The sequence below is a fragment of the Actinomycetospora sp. genome, from assembly GCF_036497245.1.
Lineage (GTDB): Bacteria > Actinomycetota > Actinomycetes > Mycobacteriales > Pseudonocardiaceae > Actinomycetospora.
Map to the genome: position 1 here is coordinate 32,733 of NZ_DASXJS010000084.1, position 16,899 is coordinate 49,631.

Here is a 16,899-nt window from a genome sequence, read left to right on the forward strand (position 1 = left end):
CCGTCGCACCAGAATCGAGGCACTGTGTCCGAGAAGTACCCGATCGTCGCGGTGACCGGCTCGTCCGGGGCAGGCACCACCTCGGTGATGCGCACGTTCGACCAGATCTTCCGTCGGGAAGGGGTCCACGCCGCCTCCGTCGAGGGCGACAGCTTCCACCGGTTCGACCGCACCGAGATGAAGGAGCGGATGGCTCGTGCCGAGGAGCAGGGAGATCACTCCTTCAGCCACTTCGGACCCGAGGCGAACCTCTTCGAGGACCTGGAGGAACTGTTCCGCGTGTTCGGCGAGACCGGCGGCGGGAAGGTGCGCCGGTACCTGCACGACGACGTCGAGGCGGGCCCGTACGGCCAGTCACCCGGCACGTTCACGCCGTGGGAGGAACTACCCGCCGACGCGGACCTGCTGTTCTACGAGGGCCTGCACGGCGCGGTCGCCACGGGCGACGTGGACGTCGCGCGGCACGTGGACCTCGCCATCGGCGTCGTCCCGGTGATCAACCTCGAGTGGATCCAGAAGGTCCAGCGGGACAAGGCCCAGCGCGGTTACTCGACCGAGGCGATCATGGACACGGTCCTGCGCCGGATGCCGGACTACGTGCACTACATCGCCCCGCAGTTCTCGCGGACGCACGTCAACTTCCAGCGGGTGCCGGTCGTGGACACGTCGAACCCCTTCATCGCCCGGACGATCCCGACCGCCGACGAGTCGTTCCTCGTGATCCGCTTCGCCCGGCCGCAGGGCATCGACTTCCCGTACCTGCTCTCGATGCTGCACGACTCGTTCATGTCGCGCCCCAACACCATCGTGTGCCCGGGCGGAAAGATGGACCTCGCCATGCAGCTGATCTTCACACCGATGATCTGGCGGCTCGCGGAGCGCCGCAACGGGAGCCGCTGACGGCGCCGGACCGCGGCGTCTGCACGTCATTCGCCGAAGCGGAGCACCTGACGCGTGCGGGGGCGGGAGATCGAGAACGGGTTGTCCCAGGTCGAGTCGCTGACCTCTCCGACGGGGTGGCCGTCGGTCACCACCCGGTAGGCGTCACCCGTGTCGAAGATCGCCTGCACGGTGGCCGGGTCGGAGACCCGGCGGGCGGGCGACGAGGCGGCCGACGACGACCGTCCGGCGGGTCGGCGATCGGTCCTGGCGGTGAGCTGCCCCGAGAGGCACTCCCCGACCGTCGCGGTCCACTCCTCGGCGCCCTGGACGAACCGCAGTGACAGGACCCGGTCGGCCGGGCCCACCAGCGGGGCCTCGACCATCTCCGCGAGCTCGACATAGCGGGCCTCGGCCCGATCGGGCTCCACGCCGGGCAGGAAGAACGCCGTCACCGCCCCCACAGTAGTGCGGGCGACGTTCCCGGCGACCGGGTCTCCGGGTCACTCCCCGGGCGAGTACCGCGCCCCGGCCACGATCTGGCGCCGCGGCCAGGGGCCCCGGCAGGAGAGGTCGTCGTACCGCGACTGTGCGGCGCGTTCGGCCGGCCAGCGAGGTCGGACGATCTCGCACGGCGACCAGGGCGTCTCCCCCCACTCCAGACCGACGCGCTCGGCCGTGGCTCTCGCGAGCCCGTCGCGGTAGTCGTCGAACAGTTCCGAGCCGGCGAGGGCCGTCAGCCGCTCGACGTCCACCGGGGACTCCCGACCATCGCTCGGGCACCGGACGGTGGCGCCGACGTAGGCGTGCACGTGCGGGCGGAGCCCGTTCACCCGCGGAACCCGCTGCTCGACGATGTGGGTGATCCGCAACCGGGCGGCCGCGGAGGTCTCGGGGTCGACGAGCGCGCCGACCACGGCCTGGATGCCGCGCACCGTCTCGCGGGCCGCTTCGATGTGGAGCTTGCGCAGCACGGCCAGCACGGCCGCGTGACCGGTCGATTCGAGCATCGTCATGTAGACGGCCAGCGACAACGGCATCGGCACCGTCACGTCGACGGCGTCGGCCGGCGGGAAACCGGTGACCAGGTCGAACAGCGGGGCGGGGTCCACCCGCGGGCCGGACACCGACGTCACCGCAACCACCCCCGGTCGCATCCCCCGACGCGAACCCCGACCGTACGGCGATGGCGTCCGCTCCGCCGGACGCGGGACCCCCGGCTCCGGCTCGTGACGCGGGCCGGGCCCGGTTGGTAAGACTGCTTCGTGCGAGTCCCGCCCCGGCCCCCGGCGGTCTCGAGCGACCGGGCCGGCGGCGCGCAGCCGACTCCGGCCGCGTGATGTCGACAGCCGCGCCGGCCCGCACCCGTGAGCCTTCGGGCTCCCGATCCAGGAGTGGATCCATGAAGAAGCTTCTCAACGACCCGGCCGACCTCGTCGCCGAGTCCCTGCGCGGGCTCGACCGCGCCCACCCCCAGCTCCGCGTCGACCACGACCAGCGCATCATCTACCGCGCCGACGCCCCGGTGGCGGGCAAGGTCGGGCTGCTCTCGGGCGGAGGCAGCGGTCACGAACCCGCGCACGGCGGGTTCATCGGCCCCGGGATGCTCGACGCGGTCTGCGCCGGCGAGGTCTTCACCTCGCCCGTGCCCGACCAGATGGCCGAGGCCACCAAGAACATCGACGGCGGCGCCGGGGTGCTGCACCTCGTCTGGAACTACACCGGCGACGTGCTGAACTTCGACATGGCGGCCGAGCTCGCCGCCGCGGAGACCGACACCCGGGTCGAGGGGGTCGTCATCAACGACGACGTCGCCGTCGAGGACAGCCTGTTCACCGCGGGGCGGCGCGGCACCGGCGCCGCGATCCCCGTCGAGAAGATCGTCGGGGCCGCCGCCGAGCAGGGCCGCTCCCTGTCGGAGCTCGCCGACCTGGCCCGGCGGGTGAACGCCGGCACCCGCAGCATGGGGATGGCGCTGACCTCGTGCACCGTGCCGGCGAAGGGCAGTCCCACCTTCGACCTGCCCGACGACGAGATCGAGATCGGGATCGGGATCCACGGCGAGCCCGGCCGGCGGCGGGTGCCGCTCGCCCCCGCACACGAGATCGCCCAGATGCTCGTCGAGCCGGTGCTGGACGACCACGACTTCACCGGCGGGGACGGTGTGCTCGTGTTCGTCAACGGCATGGGCGCCACCCCGCTGCTCGAGCTGCACCTGATGTACGGCGAGATCGCCGCCCTGCTCGACAAGGCGGGCGTCGTCCCGGTCCGCACCCTCGTCGGCCCCTACGTCACCAGCCTGGACATGGCCGGCTGCTCGGTGACCGTGACCCGCTTCGACGACGAACTGTTGCGTCTCTGGGACGCGCCGGTGGCCACCCTCGGCCTGCGCTGGGGCATGTGATGGCGGGTGTCGACGTCGCTGCCCTCCAGCGCTGGCTGCGGACCTTCGCTACGTCGGTGGCCGACCAGAAGGACGACCTCACCGCCCTCGACGCCGCGATCGGCGACGCCGACCACGGCGCGAACATGCAGCGCGGCATGACCGCGGTCGTCGACGCCCTCGCCACGCCCGCCGCCGACCCGGCCGCGCTGCTCAAGCAGACCGGCATGGTGCTGATCCGCTCGGTCGGCGGAGCCAGCGGACCGCTGTACGGGACGCTGTTCCTCCGGATGGCCTCGGCCACCGGCGGCGAGGCCACCCTCGAGCCGGAGACCTTCGCGAAGGCGCTCCGGGCGGGCGTGGAGGGCGTGGTCTCCCGCGGGAAGGCCGAGCTCGGGGACAAGACCATGATCGACGCGCTCGCCCCCGCCCTGGACGCGCTCGACGCCGCCCTCGGCGCCGGCGAGCCGCTGGCGGCGGCCCTGCGCGCGGCGTCCACCGCCGCCGACGCCGGGCGCGACGCGACGACCCCGATGACCGCCCGCAAGGGGCGGGCCAGCTATCTCGGCGAGCGCAGCGCCGGCCACCAGGACCCGGGCGCCACGTCCGCCGCGCTGCTCGTCGCCGCCGCGGCCACCGCCCTGGAGGAGCAGGGGACGCCGTGACCGTCGGGATCGTCGTGGTGTCCCACAGCCGGGCCCTCGCCGAGGCGGCGATCGCCCTGGCCGGGGAGATGCTGCACGGGGCCCGCGGAGCCATCGAGCTCGCCGCCGGGCTCGACGACGGGAGCTTCGGCACCGACGCGGTCGCCATCAGCGAGGCCGTCACCCGTGCCGATCAGGGCGACGGGGTCGTCGTCCTGATGGACCTGGGCAGCGCCGTGCTCTCCGCGGAGCTCGCCCTCGAGATGGTCGACGACGACACCCGCGGGCGTGTCGTGCTCAGCTCCGCGCCCCTGGTCGAGGGCCTCGTGCTCGCCTCGGTGAGCGCGGCAGGCGGCGCCCCGGCCGCGGAGGTCGCGGCCGAGGCGGCCGACGCGCTGCAGGCCAAGGCCGGTCACCTCGGACCGTCCGTGGCCCCCGATCCCGCTCCCGAGCCCGACCGCCCCGGATCGACCGGTGACGCGCCGGACGAGCTACGTGGGGAGTTCACGGTCGCGATGCCGCACGGGCTGCACGCCCGCCCCGCGGCCCGGCTCGTCCGGGCGGTGGCCGGTCTCGACGCCGACGTGCGGCTGCGCAACATCACCCTCGACGGTCCGGAGGTCTCCGGAGCCAGCCTCTCGAAGGTCGCGACCCTCGGGGCGCTCCAGGGCCACCAGGTCGCCGTCCGCGCCCACGGCGCCGACGCCGCCGAGGCCGTGCGCCGGGTCCGCGCCCTGGCCGAGGACGCCTTCGGCGAGTCCGGGTCCGCCTCCCCCGTGGTGCCCGCGGCGGGGGAGCGGGCGGGGCGACGACCGGTCCCGGCCTCGCCCGGGATCGGGATCGGCCCGGTGCGGGTGGCGCGCCCGGCCTCCGTCGTCGTCCCCGCGGCCCGCCCCGGCACCCCGGCCGAGCAGCGCCACCGCCTGGACCACGCCCGGGACGGCGCCCGCGACGACCTGCAGACCGTCCGCGCCACCGCGGCCCGCGAGATCGGCGAGGCCGAGGCCGCGATCTTCGACGCCCAGCTGCTGCTGCTCGACGACCCCGACCTGCTCACCGACGCCGGCACCCGCATCGACGGCGGCTCCGACGCCGCACGGGCCTGGGCGGATGCCCTCGACGAGGTCGAGCGGGAGTTCGCGACCGCCGCCGACGAGTACCTGCGCGGCCGCGCCGGTGACGTCCGGGACGTGCGGGACCGGGTCCTGCGCGCGCTCGGCGGCGCCGTGGAGTACGACGCCCCGTCCGACGGAGTCCTCGTCGCCGACGACCTCACCCCCGCCGACGCGGCCGCCGTCGACCCCACCCGGACGCCCGCGGTGGTGCTCGCCGGCAGCAGCCCCACCGCACACGCGGCGATCCTGCTGCGCGCCCGCGGTATCCCGGCCGTCGTCGGCGTCGGAGCCGCCGTGATCGCCCGCGTCGGTGCGGCCGCGCTCGTCGTCGTCGACGGGACCACCGGCGAGGTCGTCGTCGACCCGGACGAACCGACGCTGCGCGCCTTCCGGGAGCGGGCCGACGCGCTCGACCGGCGCCGCGGCGACGCGCTGCGACGGGCAGACGAGCCCGCCGTGACCCGGGAAGGGACCACCGTGCTCGTCGGCGCCAACGTCGGGTCGGTCGCCGACGCCCGGGCCGCCACCGGGGCCGACCTCGCCGGCCTGGTCCGGACCGAGTTCTGCTTCCTCGACCGGCAGCGGGCCCCCGACGTCGACGAACAGGAGGTGTCCTACCGCGCGATCGCGGAGGCCATGGAGGGCAGGCGCATCACGCTGCGGACCCTCGACGTCGGCGGCGACAAGCCCCTGGACTACCTCCCGATGCCGCATGAGGCGAACCCGTTCCTCGGGGTCCGGGGGATCCGGTTGGCGCTGGCCCGCCCGCAGCTGCTGGCCGATCAGCTCCAGGCGATCGTGCGCGTGGCCCATGACCACCCGGTCGACGTCATGTTCCCGATGGTCGCGGACGTCGACGAGCTCACCGCGGCCCGCGGCCTGCTCGACGGCGCCGTCGAGGCGGTCGGTCGGGGACGCCCTGCGGGCCTGCGGGTCGGGATCATGGTCGAGGTCCCGGCGGCGGCGCTCAAGGCGGCCGCGTTCGTGCCGCACGTCGACTTCTTCTCGATCGGCACGAACGACCTCACCCAGTACACGCTGGCCGCCGAGCGCGGCAACGACGAGCTGGCCGCCCTCGCGGACGCCCTGGACCCCGGGGTCCTCGCGCTGATCGCCGTGACGGCCGACCGGGCGGGCGACGACGTCCTGGTCGCGGTCTGCGGCGAGCTCGCCGCCGACGAGCGGGCCGCCGAGCTGCTGATCGGTCTCGGTGTCCGCGAGCTCAGCGTCGCCCCGGGCGCCGTCGCCGCCGTCAAGCAGGCGGTCCGGGCCGTCGATCTCCAGCACGCCCGGGAGCTCGCCGCCGACGCGTTGACGTGCCGCGACGCCACGGCGGTCCGTGCGCTGCTCGCGCGCTGAACCGACGGCCGGTCGCTTGATCATCTTGTTGTCGCTGGGCCCGTTACGCTGACCACGCCCACGACATCGCCTCCGTTTCCGGGTTCCATCCCGGCGGGCGCGAACGAGCCGCGGTGGTTGGAGCGACACGATGACGACTCCGGACAGCACCCGCCTTCTCCTCGACCTCGAACCCGCGGTCACGGCGAACCTCGATCGGCATCTCGCGGCCGCGAAGGACTGGATGCCGCACGAGTACGTGCCATGGAGCCTCGGTCGCGACTACGCCGACCTCGGCGGGGAGGCCTGGGATCCCGAGCAGTCGGCCTTGTCGCCGGTCGCCCGGACGGCGCTCGAGGTCAACCTGCTCACCGAGGACAACCTGCCCAGCTACCACCGTGAGATCGAGCGGGCGTTCGGTCGGGAGGGGGCCTGGGGGACGTGGGTGCACCGGTGGACCGCCGAGGAGGGGCGACACGCCTTCTGCATCCGCGACTACCTGCTCGTGACCCGCGGCGTCGACCCGGAGGAGCTGGAACAGGCCCGGATGAAGGTGATGCAGACCGGGTTCGACTCGGCGGAGAAGCCGATCCTGCGCGTGCTCAGCTACGTCTCGTTCCAGGAGCTCGCCACCCGGGTGTCGCACCGCAACACCGGACGGTTCGCCGGGGATCCGGTCGCCGAGAAACTCCTGACCCGGGTCTCCACCGACGAGAACCTGCACATGGTCTTCTATCGGAACCTGACGCAGGCGGCCCTCGAGATCGCGCCGAACGCGACCATGCGCGCCATCACCGACGAGGTGGTCGGCTTCGCGATGCCGGGGGTGATCATCCCGGGATTCACCCGCAAGGCCGTGCAGATCGCCCAGGCGGGGATCTACGACCTGCGGGTCCACCACGACGAGGTGATCTGGCCGCTCCTGCGCCACTGGAAGGTGTTCGAGCTCGAGGGTCTCGACGCCGAGGGGGAGAAGGCCCGTACCGAGCTGTCCGAGTTCCTCGCCCGGATCGACGCCCAGGCCGTGCGGTTCGAGGAACAGCGGAGCCGGGCCCGGGAGCGTGCGGCCGCCGCGGGCGAGGCCGGCTGACGCGGGACGCGTCGCGGACCTGTGGCGGGGGCGCCCCGGCACGCCACTGACGCGAGCAGCGGTGCTCCCGGCGCTCGGCACGGTGTACACAGGTCTGCGTGGAAACGGGGGCACCGCCCGACACTCGGAAGGTCGCCGTCGTCACCGGCGCGTCCCAGGGCATCGGGGCCGGGCTGGTGAGCGCCTACCGCCGGGCCGGGTACGCCGTCGTCGGTGTCGCCCGCTCCGTGCCGCTCTCCGACGAGAGCGATTATCTGACCGTCCGCGGTGACATCACGGAGCCCGAGACCGCCCAGCGTGTGATCGACCGGACGATCGAGCGCTTCGGCCGGGTCGACACCCTCGTCAACAACGCCGGGGTCTACATCAGCAAGCCCTTCACCGACTACACCATCGATGACTACGTCGCGATCACCTCGGTGAACCTGGCCGGTTTCTTCCACCTCACCCAGCGAACGATCCCGCAGATGCTGCGGCGAGGTAGCGGGCACATCGTGAACATCTCCACGAGCCTGGTCGACCAGGCCGACAGCGCGCGACCTTCGGCCCTGGCGGCACTCACCAAGGGAGGACTCGTGGCCGTGACCCGTTCGCTGGCCATCGAGTACGCGGCGCGTGGGCTGCGGGTCAACGCGGTGTCGCTCGGGGTCATCGCGCCGCCCGCGCGTGATCCGGAGTCCTACACAGGGCTGGCCGAACTCCATCCGCTCGGCCGACTCGGCGAGGTCGCCGACGTCGTCGCGGCGATCCGCTATCTCGACGACGCCACCTTCGTCACGGGCGAGACGGTGCATGTCGACGGCGGCCAGGCCGCCGGTCGCTGATTCGCCACGGATTCCGCGCGCCGCCGGTCGGCCTCAGTCCCGCTCCGGGATCGGCTCGGCCAACGCCGCGCGCGATGGAGGCGCCGGGAAGGGCGCGGCGAAGTACTGGGTCTCGTGGGTCACGAGACCGTCGGTGAACTCCATGATGCTCACCGAGCGGATGACTGAACCGTCGTAGGTGATCACGCACTCGCTCACCCAGATGTCATCGCCACCCAGGATTCGGGTGACGGTGAAATGGCGCTCTGCCGGGTGCCCGCCGCGTTGCGCGGCGATGGTCGGGCGGCCCCGGAAACGCTCCCCGGACTGGGGATAGTCCAAGATCGCGTCCGGGGCGTAGATCGCGTGCTCGATCTCGATGTCGCCGAGCTCGGATGCGCTCCAGTGCTCGGCTATCCGCTCCCGGGTCCTCGCGTCACGGCCGGCACCGGCCTCGCCCACTGTCTCCCTGACGACGTCGTCGTCGGCGCTCACCGTCGTCAGCCGCGGCCGTAGGTCGCCGCCGTCTTGTCCTCGAACTCCAGACCCACCACCGGGTCGTCGCCGATGACCCAGGCGTCGTGACCGGGGGAGAGTCGGTACGCGTCTCCGGCGCCCAGGTCCGCCTCGGTCCCGTCGTCGGCCACGATGTGGAGCCGCCCGGCCACCAGATAACCGAGATGGGCCGCCTGGCAACTGTCGGTGCCCGCAATGGGCTTGATGCACTCCGACCAACGCCAACCCGGCTGCAGCGTCAGCCGGGCGACGGTCGCCTCACCGAGCTGCACGACATCGACGCTGGTCTTGTCCGGTGTCCTGCGTTCGTCGGGCTGATCCATCCTCTTCAACTCGATTGCCGCCATGGTCTCTCCTTCGATCGATCTGCCGGTGCTCGCGCCCACGCGTCAGACGAGCTGGTGGAACTGCGCGTACATGTCCGCGCGGTGAAGCGGCCACGGCGTGCTCGTGATCCCGAACTCGGCGCCACCCTCCCGGACGGGCGCGAACTGTGCCGAACCGTAGAATTCGTCGGCGTGTTCTTCTGTCTCCCAGACGTCGATCACCCGCCAACGCCCGCCGTCGGCCGCGCCCGCAAGGTGCGCGAGCAGGCCGTCCGGGTAGGGGCCGTCCGTGGCTCCGAGGCCCATGGCGTCCATTGCTCGGTCGTAGTCGGACTGAGCCATGCTGGCGGCCTCGAACATGAATGCGATCGCCATCACTGGTCTCCTTGAGCCGTAGTGCTCGGATTGAGTAGCTCAGTGTGAGCCCGGCCCGGCACAGGGATGCCCAAGACCACTCGTTCAGCCCACGACCCTGCACCCCTGAGTGTGTGACCTCTTACTGTGAGCGTGCGATGGAGATCCATTCACGTCCTCCTCTCGAGCGGGCACGATCTCAATGGGCCCCACTCATTGCCTCTCCGCCGTGAAATCGTCGCCCGACATGTGTGCGCTCCGGCGTCGGAAGGGTCGTTGTGGTGTTCGGAAACGGGGATCAGATTTCGGTCCGCGCCGCTCCTGCGGCCGAAGGAGTCAGATCAGGCATCCTGAACTGGTCTTTTCGGGTAATATCCTGCGCTCCAGCCTTTTCTGATGTCACGCTGGGTGAATACGCAGGGGTGTCTAGATCATCATTCAGGCGGGGGCGGGAGATGACACTCGAATCAGCGGGGGAGCCGGACTTTTCGGAGGAACTCGACGACCTCGAACGGGATCGGTATCTCGCGGCCGCCGAAAGGGCCCGGCAGGTGTATCCGGGCGCCCTGGGCGAGCTGTTGCATCGAGAGCTCGTGGCGTTCGCGGACTTCGGTTACCGACTCGCGGTGGACAGCTTCATTCCCCGGCTCGCGTCCGAGGTGCTCTCCGACACCCGCGACGGCGAACGGCCCTCGGGTCGTCCGACCGTGGTGTGAGCCGGACCATGAGCGCCTCGGCACCGGCCACCATGGGATATCGCCCCCCGGCCGGGCACGTCATCCCCGCTCAGCCGATCGTCAGAGGCAACGTCGCCGTTCTCGACTCCCACGAGAAGTCCCGACTCACCGCGGCCGCCCACCATGCCCGCCGGGTCTATCCCGGAACGGTCGGCGAACTGGTCGACCGGGAGCTCCGCGCCTACGCCGAGTCCGGGCACGGTCTCGCCGGTGACGGCCTCGCCCTGCGGCTGGCACGGGAGATCCTCGCCCTCCCGGTGTCCGCGCCTGCGCCCCGCGAGCCGGTCGACCCCACCCGGGGAGCCCGAGCGGCTCCGGACCGACACCCGACCACGGGGAAGCGCATCGTGACCGCCACGCCGCCGGCCTGACCGGGACCTTCGACCCTGGCCCGGGACCTCGCTCCTGCGCGACCATGGAGACCAGCGGGTGTGCGCCCGCGGGGACCGACGACGCGGGGGCCGACCATCCGGGAGACGACACGCGAGCCCAGGCTCGGCGGACTCCCCGGATCCGCTCGGTCGACCGGGGCCTTGCGGGCCGACCGGCTCCTGCGGTCGATGATGGCCGTCGCCGACGGCCTCGACGCCGAGCAGACCCTGGCGCGCATCGTCCGCGAGGCGGTCGATCTCGTCGATGCCCGCTACGGGGCCCTCGGTCTGCTCGACGACGCGGGCACCGGGCTCGCCCGCTTCGTGACGGTGGGCCTCGACGAGGTGACGAGGGCCGGGCTGGGCCTGCCGCCGACCGGCCGCGGGCTACTGGGTGAGCTGATCCGCCACCCGGAGCCGCTGCGCCTGGAGGACCTCCGCGACCACCCCGCCTCCATCGGGATGCCGCCGGGCCATCCGCCGATGGCGTCGTTCCTCGGCGTTCCGGTGCGCGTGCGGGATCGGGTGGTCGGCAACCTCTACCTCACCGACAAGCGCGACGGGTCGTTCACGACCGACGACCAGGACGTGATGACCACCTTGGCCGCCGCGGCAGGCATCGCCGTCGAGAACGCCCGGCTGCACGCCCGCACGCGGCGCCTGGTGGCCCAGACCCGGCTGCGGCAGCGCTGGTTGGAGGCCGCCGGGGAGATCACGACGACGTTGCTGGCCGGGGCCGTCCCCGGGGAGGCGCTCGCCCTGGTCGCGCAACGGGCCGCGGAGCTCATCGGGGCCACCGGCGCCCTGATCACGACCCCGCCGGACGAGGCCCGCGGGGACGACGACGAGCCCACCGTCCGGGTCACGGTCGTCGTCGGGCTCGAGGACCGCTTCCCCGCCGGGACCCGGTTGCCGGTGCGCGGCACCGTGCTCGGCGCCGTCTCCTACTCCGGGAGCCCGCAGGTCGCCGACCAGCTCGTGCTGCGGCCCGGCGGGGAGGGGGAGGGCCCCGGGCTCGCCGTGCCGATGCGCGGCGGAGAGGACATCAGCGGCGTGCTGGTGGTGGTCGGCGTGGACCACTGGGCCGAGTCCGTCGGGGACGACGGACTGTCGATCCTGGCCTCGTTCGCCGACCAGGCCGCGCTGGTCCTGCGCCACGCCGAATCGCAACGTGCGCGGCGTCAGCTGGACGTCGTCACCGACCGCGAACGCATCGCGGCGGACCTGCACGACCACGTGCTGCAGCGGCTGTTCGCGCTGGGCCTGGGCCTGCAGGCCGCGCACGCCCGGCTGCCGCACTCCGAGGCCGCCGCCCGCGTGGACGACGCGGTGGACCAGATCGACGGGATCATCCGCGACATCCGCACCTCGATCTTCGACCTGCATACCGCCCGGGGCGGAGGCGATCGGGCGGTGCGCATCCACGAGGCCGCGACCGAGATGGCCGCCGACACCGCGATCGAGCGGGTGGTGCGGTTGTCCGGGGCGGTGGAGGACATCCCCGAGGAGCTGGCGGTCGCGGTGGAGGCGGTGGTGCGCGAAGGCGTGAGCAACGCGGTGCGCCACGCCGCGCCCTCGCGGGTCACCGTGACCGTCTCGGCGGACTCCGTCCTCGCGGTCGAGGTCTCCGACGACGGCATCGGCATCCCGCCGACCGTGGCGCGCAGCGGGCTCGCGAACCTCGCCGCCCGAGCCCGTGCGGCCGGCGGCGACATCCGGATCGCCCCCATGCCGGTGGGCTCCGGAACCCGCCTGACGTGGTGGGTCCCCCTCGACGCCGTCGGACACGACGACGTCGGACAGGACGACGCGGGGTGTGGGCGACGCCCGTGCCCGAGCGCAGAAGAGAGCGACAGATGACGACGGTGTTCCTGGTCGACGACCACGAGGTGGTCCGCCGAGGGGTGGCCGACCTGCTCGGCGCGCACGAGGACCTCACGGTCGTCGGTGACGCCGGCAGCGTGGCCGAGGCCCTGGCACGCATCCCGGCCCTGGCCCCCGAGGTGGCGGTGCTCGACGTGCGGCTGCCCGACGGGAGCGGCGTGGAGCTCTGCCGGGACCTGCGCTCGCGGATGCCGGACCTGCGCTGCCTGATGCTGACGTCGTACACCGACGAGCAGGCGATGTTCGACGCCGTGCTCGCCGGGGCCAGCGGGTTCGTCATCAAGGACGTCCGGGGCAACGACATCGTGAACGCGGTCCGCGAGGTCGGCGCCGGACGGTCGCTGCTCGACGGCCGCGCCGCGACCGCGTTGATGAGCCGGCTGCGCGAGCGGACCGTGGCCGTCGACCCGCTCGCCGAGCTCACCGACAAGGAGCGGGAGGTCCTCGGTCACATCGGTGAGGGCCTGACCAACCGGGAGATCGGCCAGCAGATGTTCCTGGCCGAGAAGACGGTCAAGAACTACGTGTCGGCGCTGCTGGCCAAGCTCGGGATGCAGCGCCGCGTGCAGGCGGCCGTGCTGGCCCACCAGGTGAACAGTCAGGCGTCAGGACGCTGACGGCAGGACCGTCGGCCCCGCCCGGCCTCACGGCGCGGAGGCTCCGTAGGTGCGCATCATGTCCGCCACCACGTCCATGGTCCGGGATCCGCCGGTGTCCGGACGCTGTGCGAGGGCGGTGACCACGAGCCAGGGGTCGCCTGACGGCGCGGCGGCCGTCATCCAGTCGTCCACTCCGCCTTCCGGCACGGAGGGGTCCTGGGCCGTCCCCGACTTCGCCTCGACCGGGACCCCGACGCCGGCCAGCGCGGACCCCGTCCCGACGGTGACCATCGCCCGCATTCCCGCGCGGACCGGCTCCAGCCGGTCCGCGAAGGGCAGTGGCGTCGGCATCGGGTGGGGCAGCGCGGTGGCCCCCGGACCGGTGCCCACCGCCATCCCGAGATGCGGCGTCGCGAGCGCCCCCGTGGCGACGGCGGCGGTCCACCGGGCGTCCTGCAGCGGCGTGACCTGGATCGGCCCCTGCCCGATGCCCAGGATGACCGTCGAGCCCGGGTACCAGGTGCCGCCGGCCGCGGCGACGGTCGCGGGGGTGCCGAGGTAGCCGGGGCTCTCCCCGGGCAGGTCGATGCCGGTGGCGCTCCCGACGCCGAGCGCGTGGGCGGTGTCGATCATCGTCTCGGGGCCCAGGGCGACCGCGAGCTGGTAGAAGTACACGTCGTTCGACCAGGCGATCGCGTCGACGAGGTTCTGCGGGGGCAGGACCCGCCAGTTGTTGAAGGTGTGGTCGCCGTAGGTGAAGCTGCCGCCGGTGGGGATGACCCGCTCCGGCGGGATGACCGGGCGGATCATGTCGGCCGTGGCGTTGACGAGCTTGTAGGTGGAGCCCGGCGGGACGGCGGACGCGATGGCGTGGTCGAGCAGCGGGCTGCCCGGGGCCGCCGAGGCGCCCTTGAGCGCGGTGGTGTCCAGCGGCGGGCCGTACAGCCCGTTGTCGTGGCTGGGCCAGCTGGCGAGCGCGAGCACGGCGCCGCTGCGGGGGTCCATCGCCACCGCGGCGCCGACCGCCCCGGGCGGGCTCCCGGCCAGGGAGGCGGCGACGTCGGCGACCAGCCGCTGCTGCATACCGAGGTCGATCGTCGTGACCAGGGTGGCGCCGGGCACCGGATCCCGGCGCGCGGCGGCCGCCATCGGCCGGCCGACGGGGTCGACCCAGAAGCACTGCTCGCCCGCCACCCCGCGCAGGACGGCGTCGTAGGTCAGTTCGAGCCCGGCGCGCCCGGTCGTCCCCCGGGGGTCGAGATCGGTCTGCCGGGCGGTCTGGACCGGGGTGGCCGCGCCGACCCACCCGAGGACCGGCGCGAGGGTCGGCCCCGTGGGATAGGCCCGGCGCGCGGCGGGGACGACGACGGTCCCGGGAAGCGCCGCCCGCGCCACGGCGTCACCGACCGGTCCGGGCACGACGCCGGCGTCGAGGTCCACCGTCGTGGCGGGTGCCGGGTCCACCAGCGCGTGGACCGCGGCGGGGGAGCGCCCGAGCAGGGCGGCGAGGCGCGTCGGCGCACCCGGGTCGGCGCGCAGCAGCGCGGGCGCGAGCCGGACGTCACGATCGCCCGCGTCGCCGGCCAACAGGGCGCCGTGCCGGTCGAGGACCGCCCCGCGCGGCGCCGGGATCGTCACGCACCGGGTCATCTGGTCGACACCCGCGGCGAGTGCCGCCGGGTCGCGGACGATGCCGACGCCGTAGCCGGCGAACACGGCGAGGACGACGGTCACCGTCGCGACGACGGAGCGGGCGAGCCGGGGACGGACGCGGGCGTCGGAGGTCCACAGGGCGCGTCGCGCCCCGTCGCGGCGACCGCCGAGGGCGAGCCCGAGCGCGGCCAGGTGGACCACGGTGGCGGTGCCCCCGGCCGAGAGGATCGGGAACGGGACACCCGCGATCGGCAGCAGCCCGAGGTTCCCGCCGGTGGACACGACGAGCTCGACGCCGAGCAGCACCGCGAAACCGGCGCAGAGCAGCCGGCCCGCGGCACTGCGCGGTGACCGGGCCCCGAGCACGCACCGCCACACGATCACGAGTCCGGCGAGCACCGCCAGCCCGGCCGCGACCGCGCCCCAGCCCGAGGCGAGTGACGCGAGCGCGAGGTCGGTCTCGCGCTCGGGCAGGTACCCCGCGGCCAGGGTGTGCACCGGGTCGGTCCGGTCCCCCCACCAGCCGCCCCGCGCGATCGCGAGGCGGGCCTGCCGGACCGCCCAGCCCGGGCCGGCGGCCGACTGCGATCCGGTGAGGAAGGTGCCGAGCCGGGCGAGCTGGTAGTCGTGCAGCAGACCCAGGGCGAGAGGGGCCGCGACGGCGGCGCCCGCGAGGACGGGCAGCAGGTGCCGCGACGGGACGCGCGCGATGACGAGCACGGCGGCCGCCGTCGCGGTGAGCAGGGTGGCGGTGGACAGATCCGGCTGGCCGGCGACGAGCACGATCGGCACGGCCGCCAGCGGCAGTGCCACCGCGAACCGCCGCCAGGTGGGGCGGCCGTGTCCCAGAACGGCCGCGAGCACGAGCGGGACGGCGAGCTTGGCGAGCTCGGAGGGCTGCAGCGTGAGCGCACCGCCGCCGAGCCAGCGACGGGCACCGTTGACCTCGAGCCCGGCGACGAGCACCGCGAGCAGCAGCGCCACGGTCGTGCCCCACACCGCCCAGGCCAGCCCGGGCGTGACCGGACGGCGCCGGGCGGCGAGCACGAGCAGCAGCACGAGTCCCAGGCCGCCGGTGACGAGCTTGGTGGCCGCCGCGCCGGTCTCCCCGGCCGCCGCCAGGTTCGCCGCGCCCAGACCCAGCAGCGTGACCGCGGCGAGGACGGCGGCGACGTCGGCTGCGGCCTCCCGCCGGGGCTCGGCCCCGCGTTCCTCCCGGGCGCGAGCCCGCTCCCGACGGTGTGCCGCGCGGTCCTGCCTGCCGGCGCGGCGGGTCGGGACGGCACGCCGCAGCCACCGACGCAGCCGGGCGACGGGCCCCCGGCGCGTCCGGCCCCATCCGGCGCCGGGGTCCGGGACCCGCGCCGCCTCGTCCCAGCCGCCACCCGCGTCGTCGTTCAGCACGGTCCCGCTCCGATGCTCACGGCGGGCGACGCCGCGTGCGAGGGCTCAGCGGTGACGGCGAGGACGGCGAGCGCAGGGCCGGGCGGCAGCGCGACGGTGGCCACCCCGTAGTCGCCGCCCGTCACCGCGGTGACCCCGGCGCCGAGCGGGACCAGCGTGCCGCGGCAGCGGTCCAGGACGAGCAGCGTCCAGGGGACGGGCGCCGCGACGGCCCCGGGGAACCGGTCGACCCCGACCACGACGGTGCACGGGCCCGACGCGGCGCACGGGGGGTCGAGGACGCGGAGGCGGACCGCGGCGATCGCACCGGCGGACGCGGGCGCCACGACGGGGATCGCCGGGAGCGTGGGGCCGGGGACGCTCGCCGGGGCGGTCGGGACGCCTGCCGCGTCGCGCAGACGGGCCAGGTCGGTCTCGATGCGCCCCTGGAGCAGACCCAGTTCCGTGACCACCACGACCACCAGCGCCGCGAGCGCCGCCAGCCAGGGCCAGGCGCGGCGCCAGATCCGGGACCCGGCGGCGCGGGTGCTCCGAGGCGGCCGGGGAGGGGGGAACGGTGGGGCGGCCAGGACACGGTCGGGCCGCGTCGATCGGGTGGGGCGGCTGGGCGCAGGGGTCATCGTGGCGTCCCGGGGACCAGGGTCGGGCTCGGCGGTCAGGCGGGACGGGCGTGGGGTTCGGGCCGGGCCCCGGCCAGGGCGAGGCCCTCCGCGACACAGGTCCTCGGCCGGTCGGGCACCTTGACGGGGAACCCCAGGGCGCTCTCCAGCTCGTCGCGCAGATGCGGCGCGAGCGAGCCGCCA

At 74.0% G+C, this 16,899-nt stretch carries 17 protein-coding genes; 10 read left to right on the top strand and 7 right to left on the bottom strand.

Going from position 1 to position 16,899, the window contains the following annotated elements:
* Window positions 1–24 precede the first annotated feature (24 nt).
* A complete protein-coding gene (locus tag VGI02_RS09370) occupies window positions 25–900 on the top strand; it encodes a phosphoribulokinase (RefSeq protein WP_331627061.1) in 876 nt (291 codons plus the stop codon).
* A gap of 26 nt (window positions 901–926) precedes the next feature.
* On the opposite strand, the gene VGI02_RS09375 is transcribed toward VGI02_RS09370, so the two are convergent.
* Both VGI02_RS09375 and VGI02_RS09380 read right to left on the bottom strand, forming a co-directional pair.
* Window positions 927–1,334, bottom strand: coding sequence for a hypothetical protein (locus VGI02_RS09375; RefSeq protein ID WP_331627062.1), 408 nt, complete (start codon window positions 1,332–1,334; stop codon window positions 927–929).
* A 48-nt stretch (window positions 1,335–1,382) separates the two neighbouring features.
* On the bottom strand, window positions 1,383–2,015 hold the full coding sequence (locus tag VGI02_RS09380; RefSeq protein WP_331627063.1) for a hypothetical protein: 633 nt from the start codon (window positions 2,013–2,015) through the stop codon (window positions 1,383–1,385).
* Between the two features lie 266 nt (window positions 2,016–2,281).
* Here VGI02_RS09380 and dhaK point away from each other — a divergent pair, with 266 nt between their 5' ends.
* From dhaK to VGI02_RS09405, 5 genes are all read left to right on the top strand, one after another.
* On the top strand, window positions 2,282–3,283 hold the full coding sequence (gene dhaK / locus VGI02_RS09385) for a dihydroxyacetone kinase subunit DhaK (RefSeq protein ID WP_331627064.1): 1,002 nt from the start codon (window positions 2,282–2,284) through the stop codon (window positions 3,281–3,283).
* A complete protein-coding gene (gene dhaL / locus VGI02_RS09390; RefSeq protein ID WP_331627065.1) occupies window positions 3,283–3,927 on the top strand; it encodes a dihydroxyacetone kinase subunit DhaL in 645 nt (214 codons plus the stop codon). The genes dhaK and dhaL overlap by 1 nt, the downstream gene beginning before the upstream one ends.
* Window positions 3,924–6,380, top strand: coding sequence for a phosphoenolpyruvate--protein phosphotransferase (ptsP, locus tag VGI02_RS09395; protein ID WP_331627066.1), 2,457 nt, complete (start codon window positions 3,924–3,926; stop codon window positions 6,378–6,380). Before dhaL ends, ptsP begins: the two co-directional genes overlap by 4 nt.
* A 130-nt stretch (window positions 6,381–6,510) precedes the next feature.
* Window positions 6,511–7,449, top strand: a complete 939-nt coding sequence (locus VGI02_RS09400; RefSeq protein ID WP_331627067.1) for an acyl-ACP desaturase — start codon at window positions 6,511–6,513, stop codon at window positions 7,447–7,449.
* 98 nt (window positions 7,450–7,547) lie between these two features.
* Window positions 7,548–8,273 (top strand): SDR family NAD(P)-dependent oxidoreductase, encoded by a 726-nt coding sequence (locus tag VGI02_RS09405; protein WP_331627068.1) that lies wholly within the window; start codon window positions 7,548–7,550, stop codon window positions 8,271–8,273.
* Between the two features lie 33 nt (window positions 8,274–8,306).
* Here the strand turns inward: VGI02_RS09405 and VGI02_RS09410 are convergent, their stop codons facing one another.
* The 3 genes from VGI02_RS09410 to VGI02_RS09420 are packed head-to-tail and all read right to left on the bottom strand — an operon-like array spanning window position 8,307 to window position 9,469.
* Entirely contained in the window at window positions 8,307–8,747 is a 441-nt protein-coding gene (locus tag VGI02_RS09410) for a nuclear transport factor 2 family protein (RefSeq protein ID WP_331627069.1), read from the bottom strand.
* Between the two features lie 5 nt (window positions 8,748–8,752).
* Complete coding sequence (locus VGI02_RS09415) at window positions 8,753–9,115, bottom strand: cupin domain-containing protein (RefSeq protein WP_331627070.1); 363 nt, start codon at window positions 9,113–9,115, stop codon at window positions 8,753–8,755.
* A 42-nt stretch (window positions 9,116–9,157) separates the two neighbouring features.
* A complete protein-coding gene (locus VGI02_RS09420; RefSeq protein ID WP_331627071.1) occupies window positions 9,158–9,469 on the bottom strand; it encodes a hypothetical protein in 312 nt (103 codons plus the stop codon).
* A 230-nt stretch (window positions 9,470–9,699) separates the two neighbouring features.
* Between VGI02_RS09420 and VGI02_RS09425 the strand changes: the two genes are divergently transcribed.
* The 4 genes from VGI02_RS09425 (at window position 9,700) to VGI02_RS09440 (ending at window position 13,057) form a co-directional block, all read left to right on the top strand.
* Window positions 9,700–10,164 carry a hypothetical protein gene (locus VGI02_RS09425; protein WP_331627072.1) on the top strand — a complete coding sequence of 155 codons (465 nt, stop codon included), beginning with the start codon at window positions 9,700–9,702 and terminating at the stop codon, window positions 10,162–10,164.
* 8 nt (window positions 10,165–10,172) lie between these two features.
* Window positions 10,173–10,556, top strand: coding sequence for a hypothetical protein (locus VGI02_RS09430; RefSeq protein ID WP_331627073.1), 384 nt, complete (start codon window positions 10,173–10,175; stop codon window positions 10,554–10,556).
* 189 nt (window positions 10,557–10,745) lie between these two features.
* Window positions 10,746–12,416 carry a GAF domain-containing sensor histidine kinase gene (locus tag VGI02_RS09435; protein ID WP_331627074.1) on the top strand — a complete coding sequence of 557 codons (1,671 nt, stop codon included), beginning with the start codon at window positions 10,746–10,748 and terminating at the stop codon, window positions 12,414–12,416.
* The gene (locus VGI02_RS09440; RefSeq protein WP_331627075.1) at window positions 12,413–13,057 is read left to right on the top strand and encodes a response regulator; all 645 of its coding nucleotides are present in this window, start codon (window positions 12,413–12,415) and stop codon (window positions 13,055–13,057) included. The genes VGI02_RS09435 and VGI02_RS09440 overlap by 4 nt, the downstream gene beginning before the upstream one ends.
* Window positions 13,058–13,084: 27 nt before the next feature.
* On the opposite strand, the gene VGI02_RS09445 is transcribed toward VGI02_RS09440, so the two are convergent.
* Window positions 13,085–16,096, bottom strand: a complete 3,012-nt coding sequence (locus VGI02_RS09445; RefSeq protein WP_331627076.1) for an FtsW/RodA/SpoVE family cell cycle protein — start codon at window positions 16,094–16,096, stop codon at window positions 13,085–13,087.
* Window positions 16,090–16,716, bottom strand: coding sequence for a hypothetical protein (locus VGI02_RS09450; RefSeq protein ID WP_331627077.1), 627 nt, complete (start codon window positions 16,714–16,716; stop codon window positions 16,090–16,092). The genes VGI02_RS09445 and VGI02_RS09450 overlap by 7 nt, the downstream gene beginning before the upstream one ends.
* Window positions 16,717–16,899 lie beyond the last annotated feature (183 nt).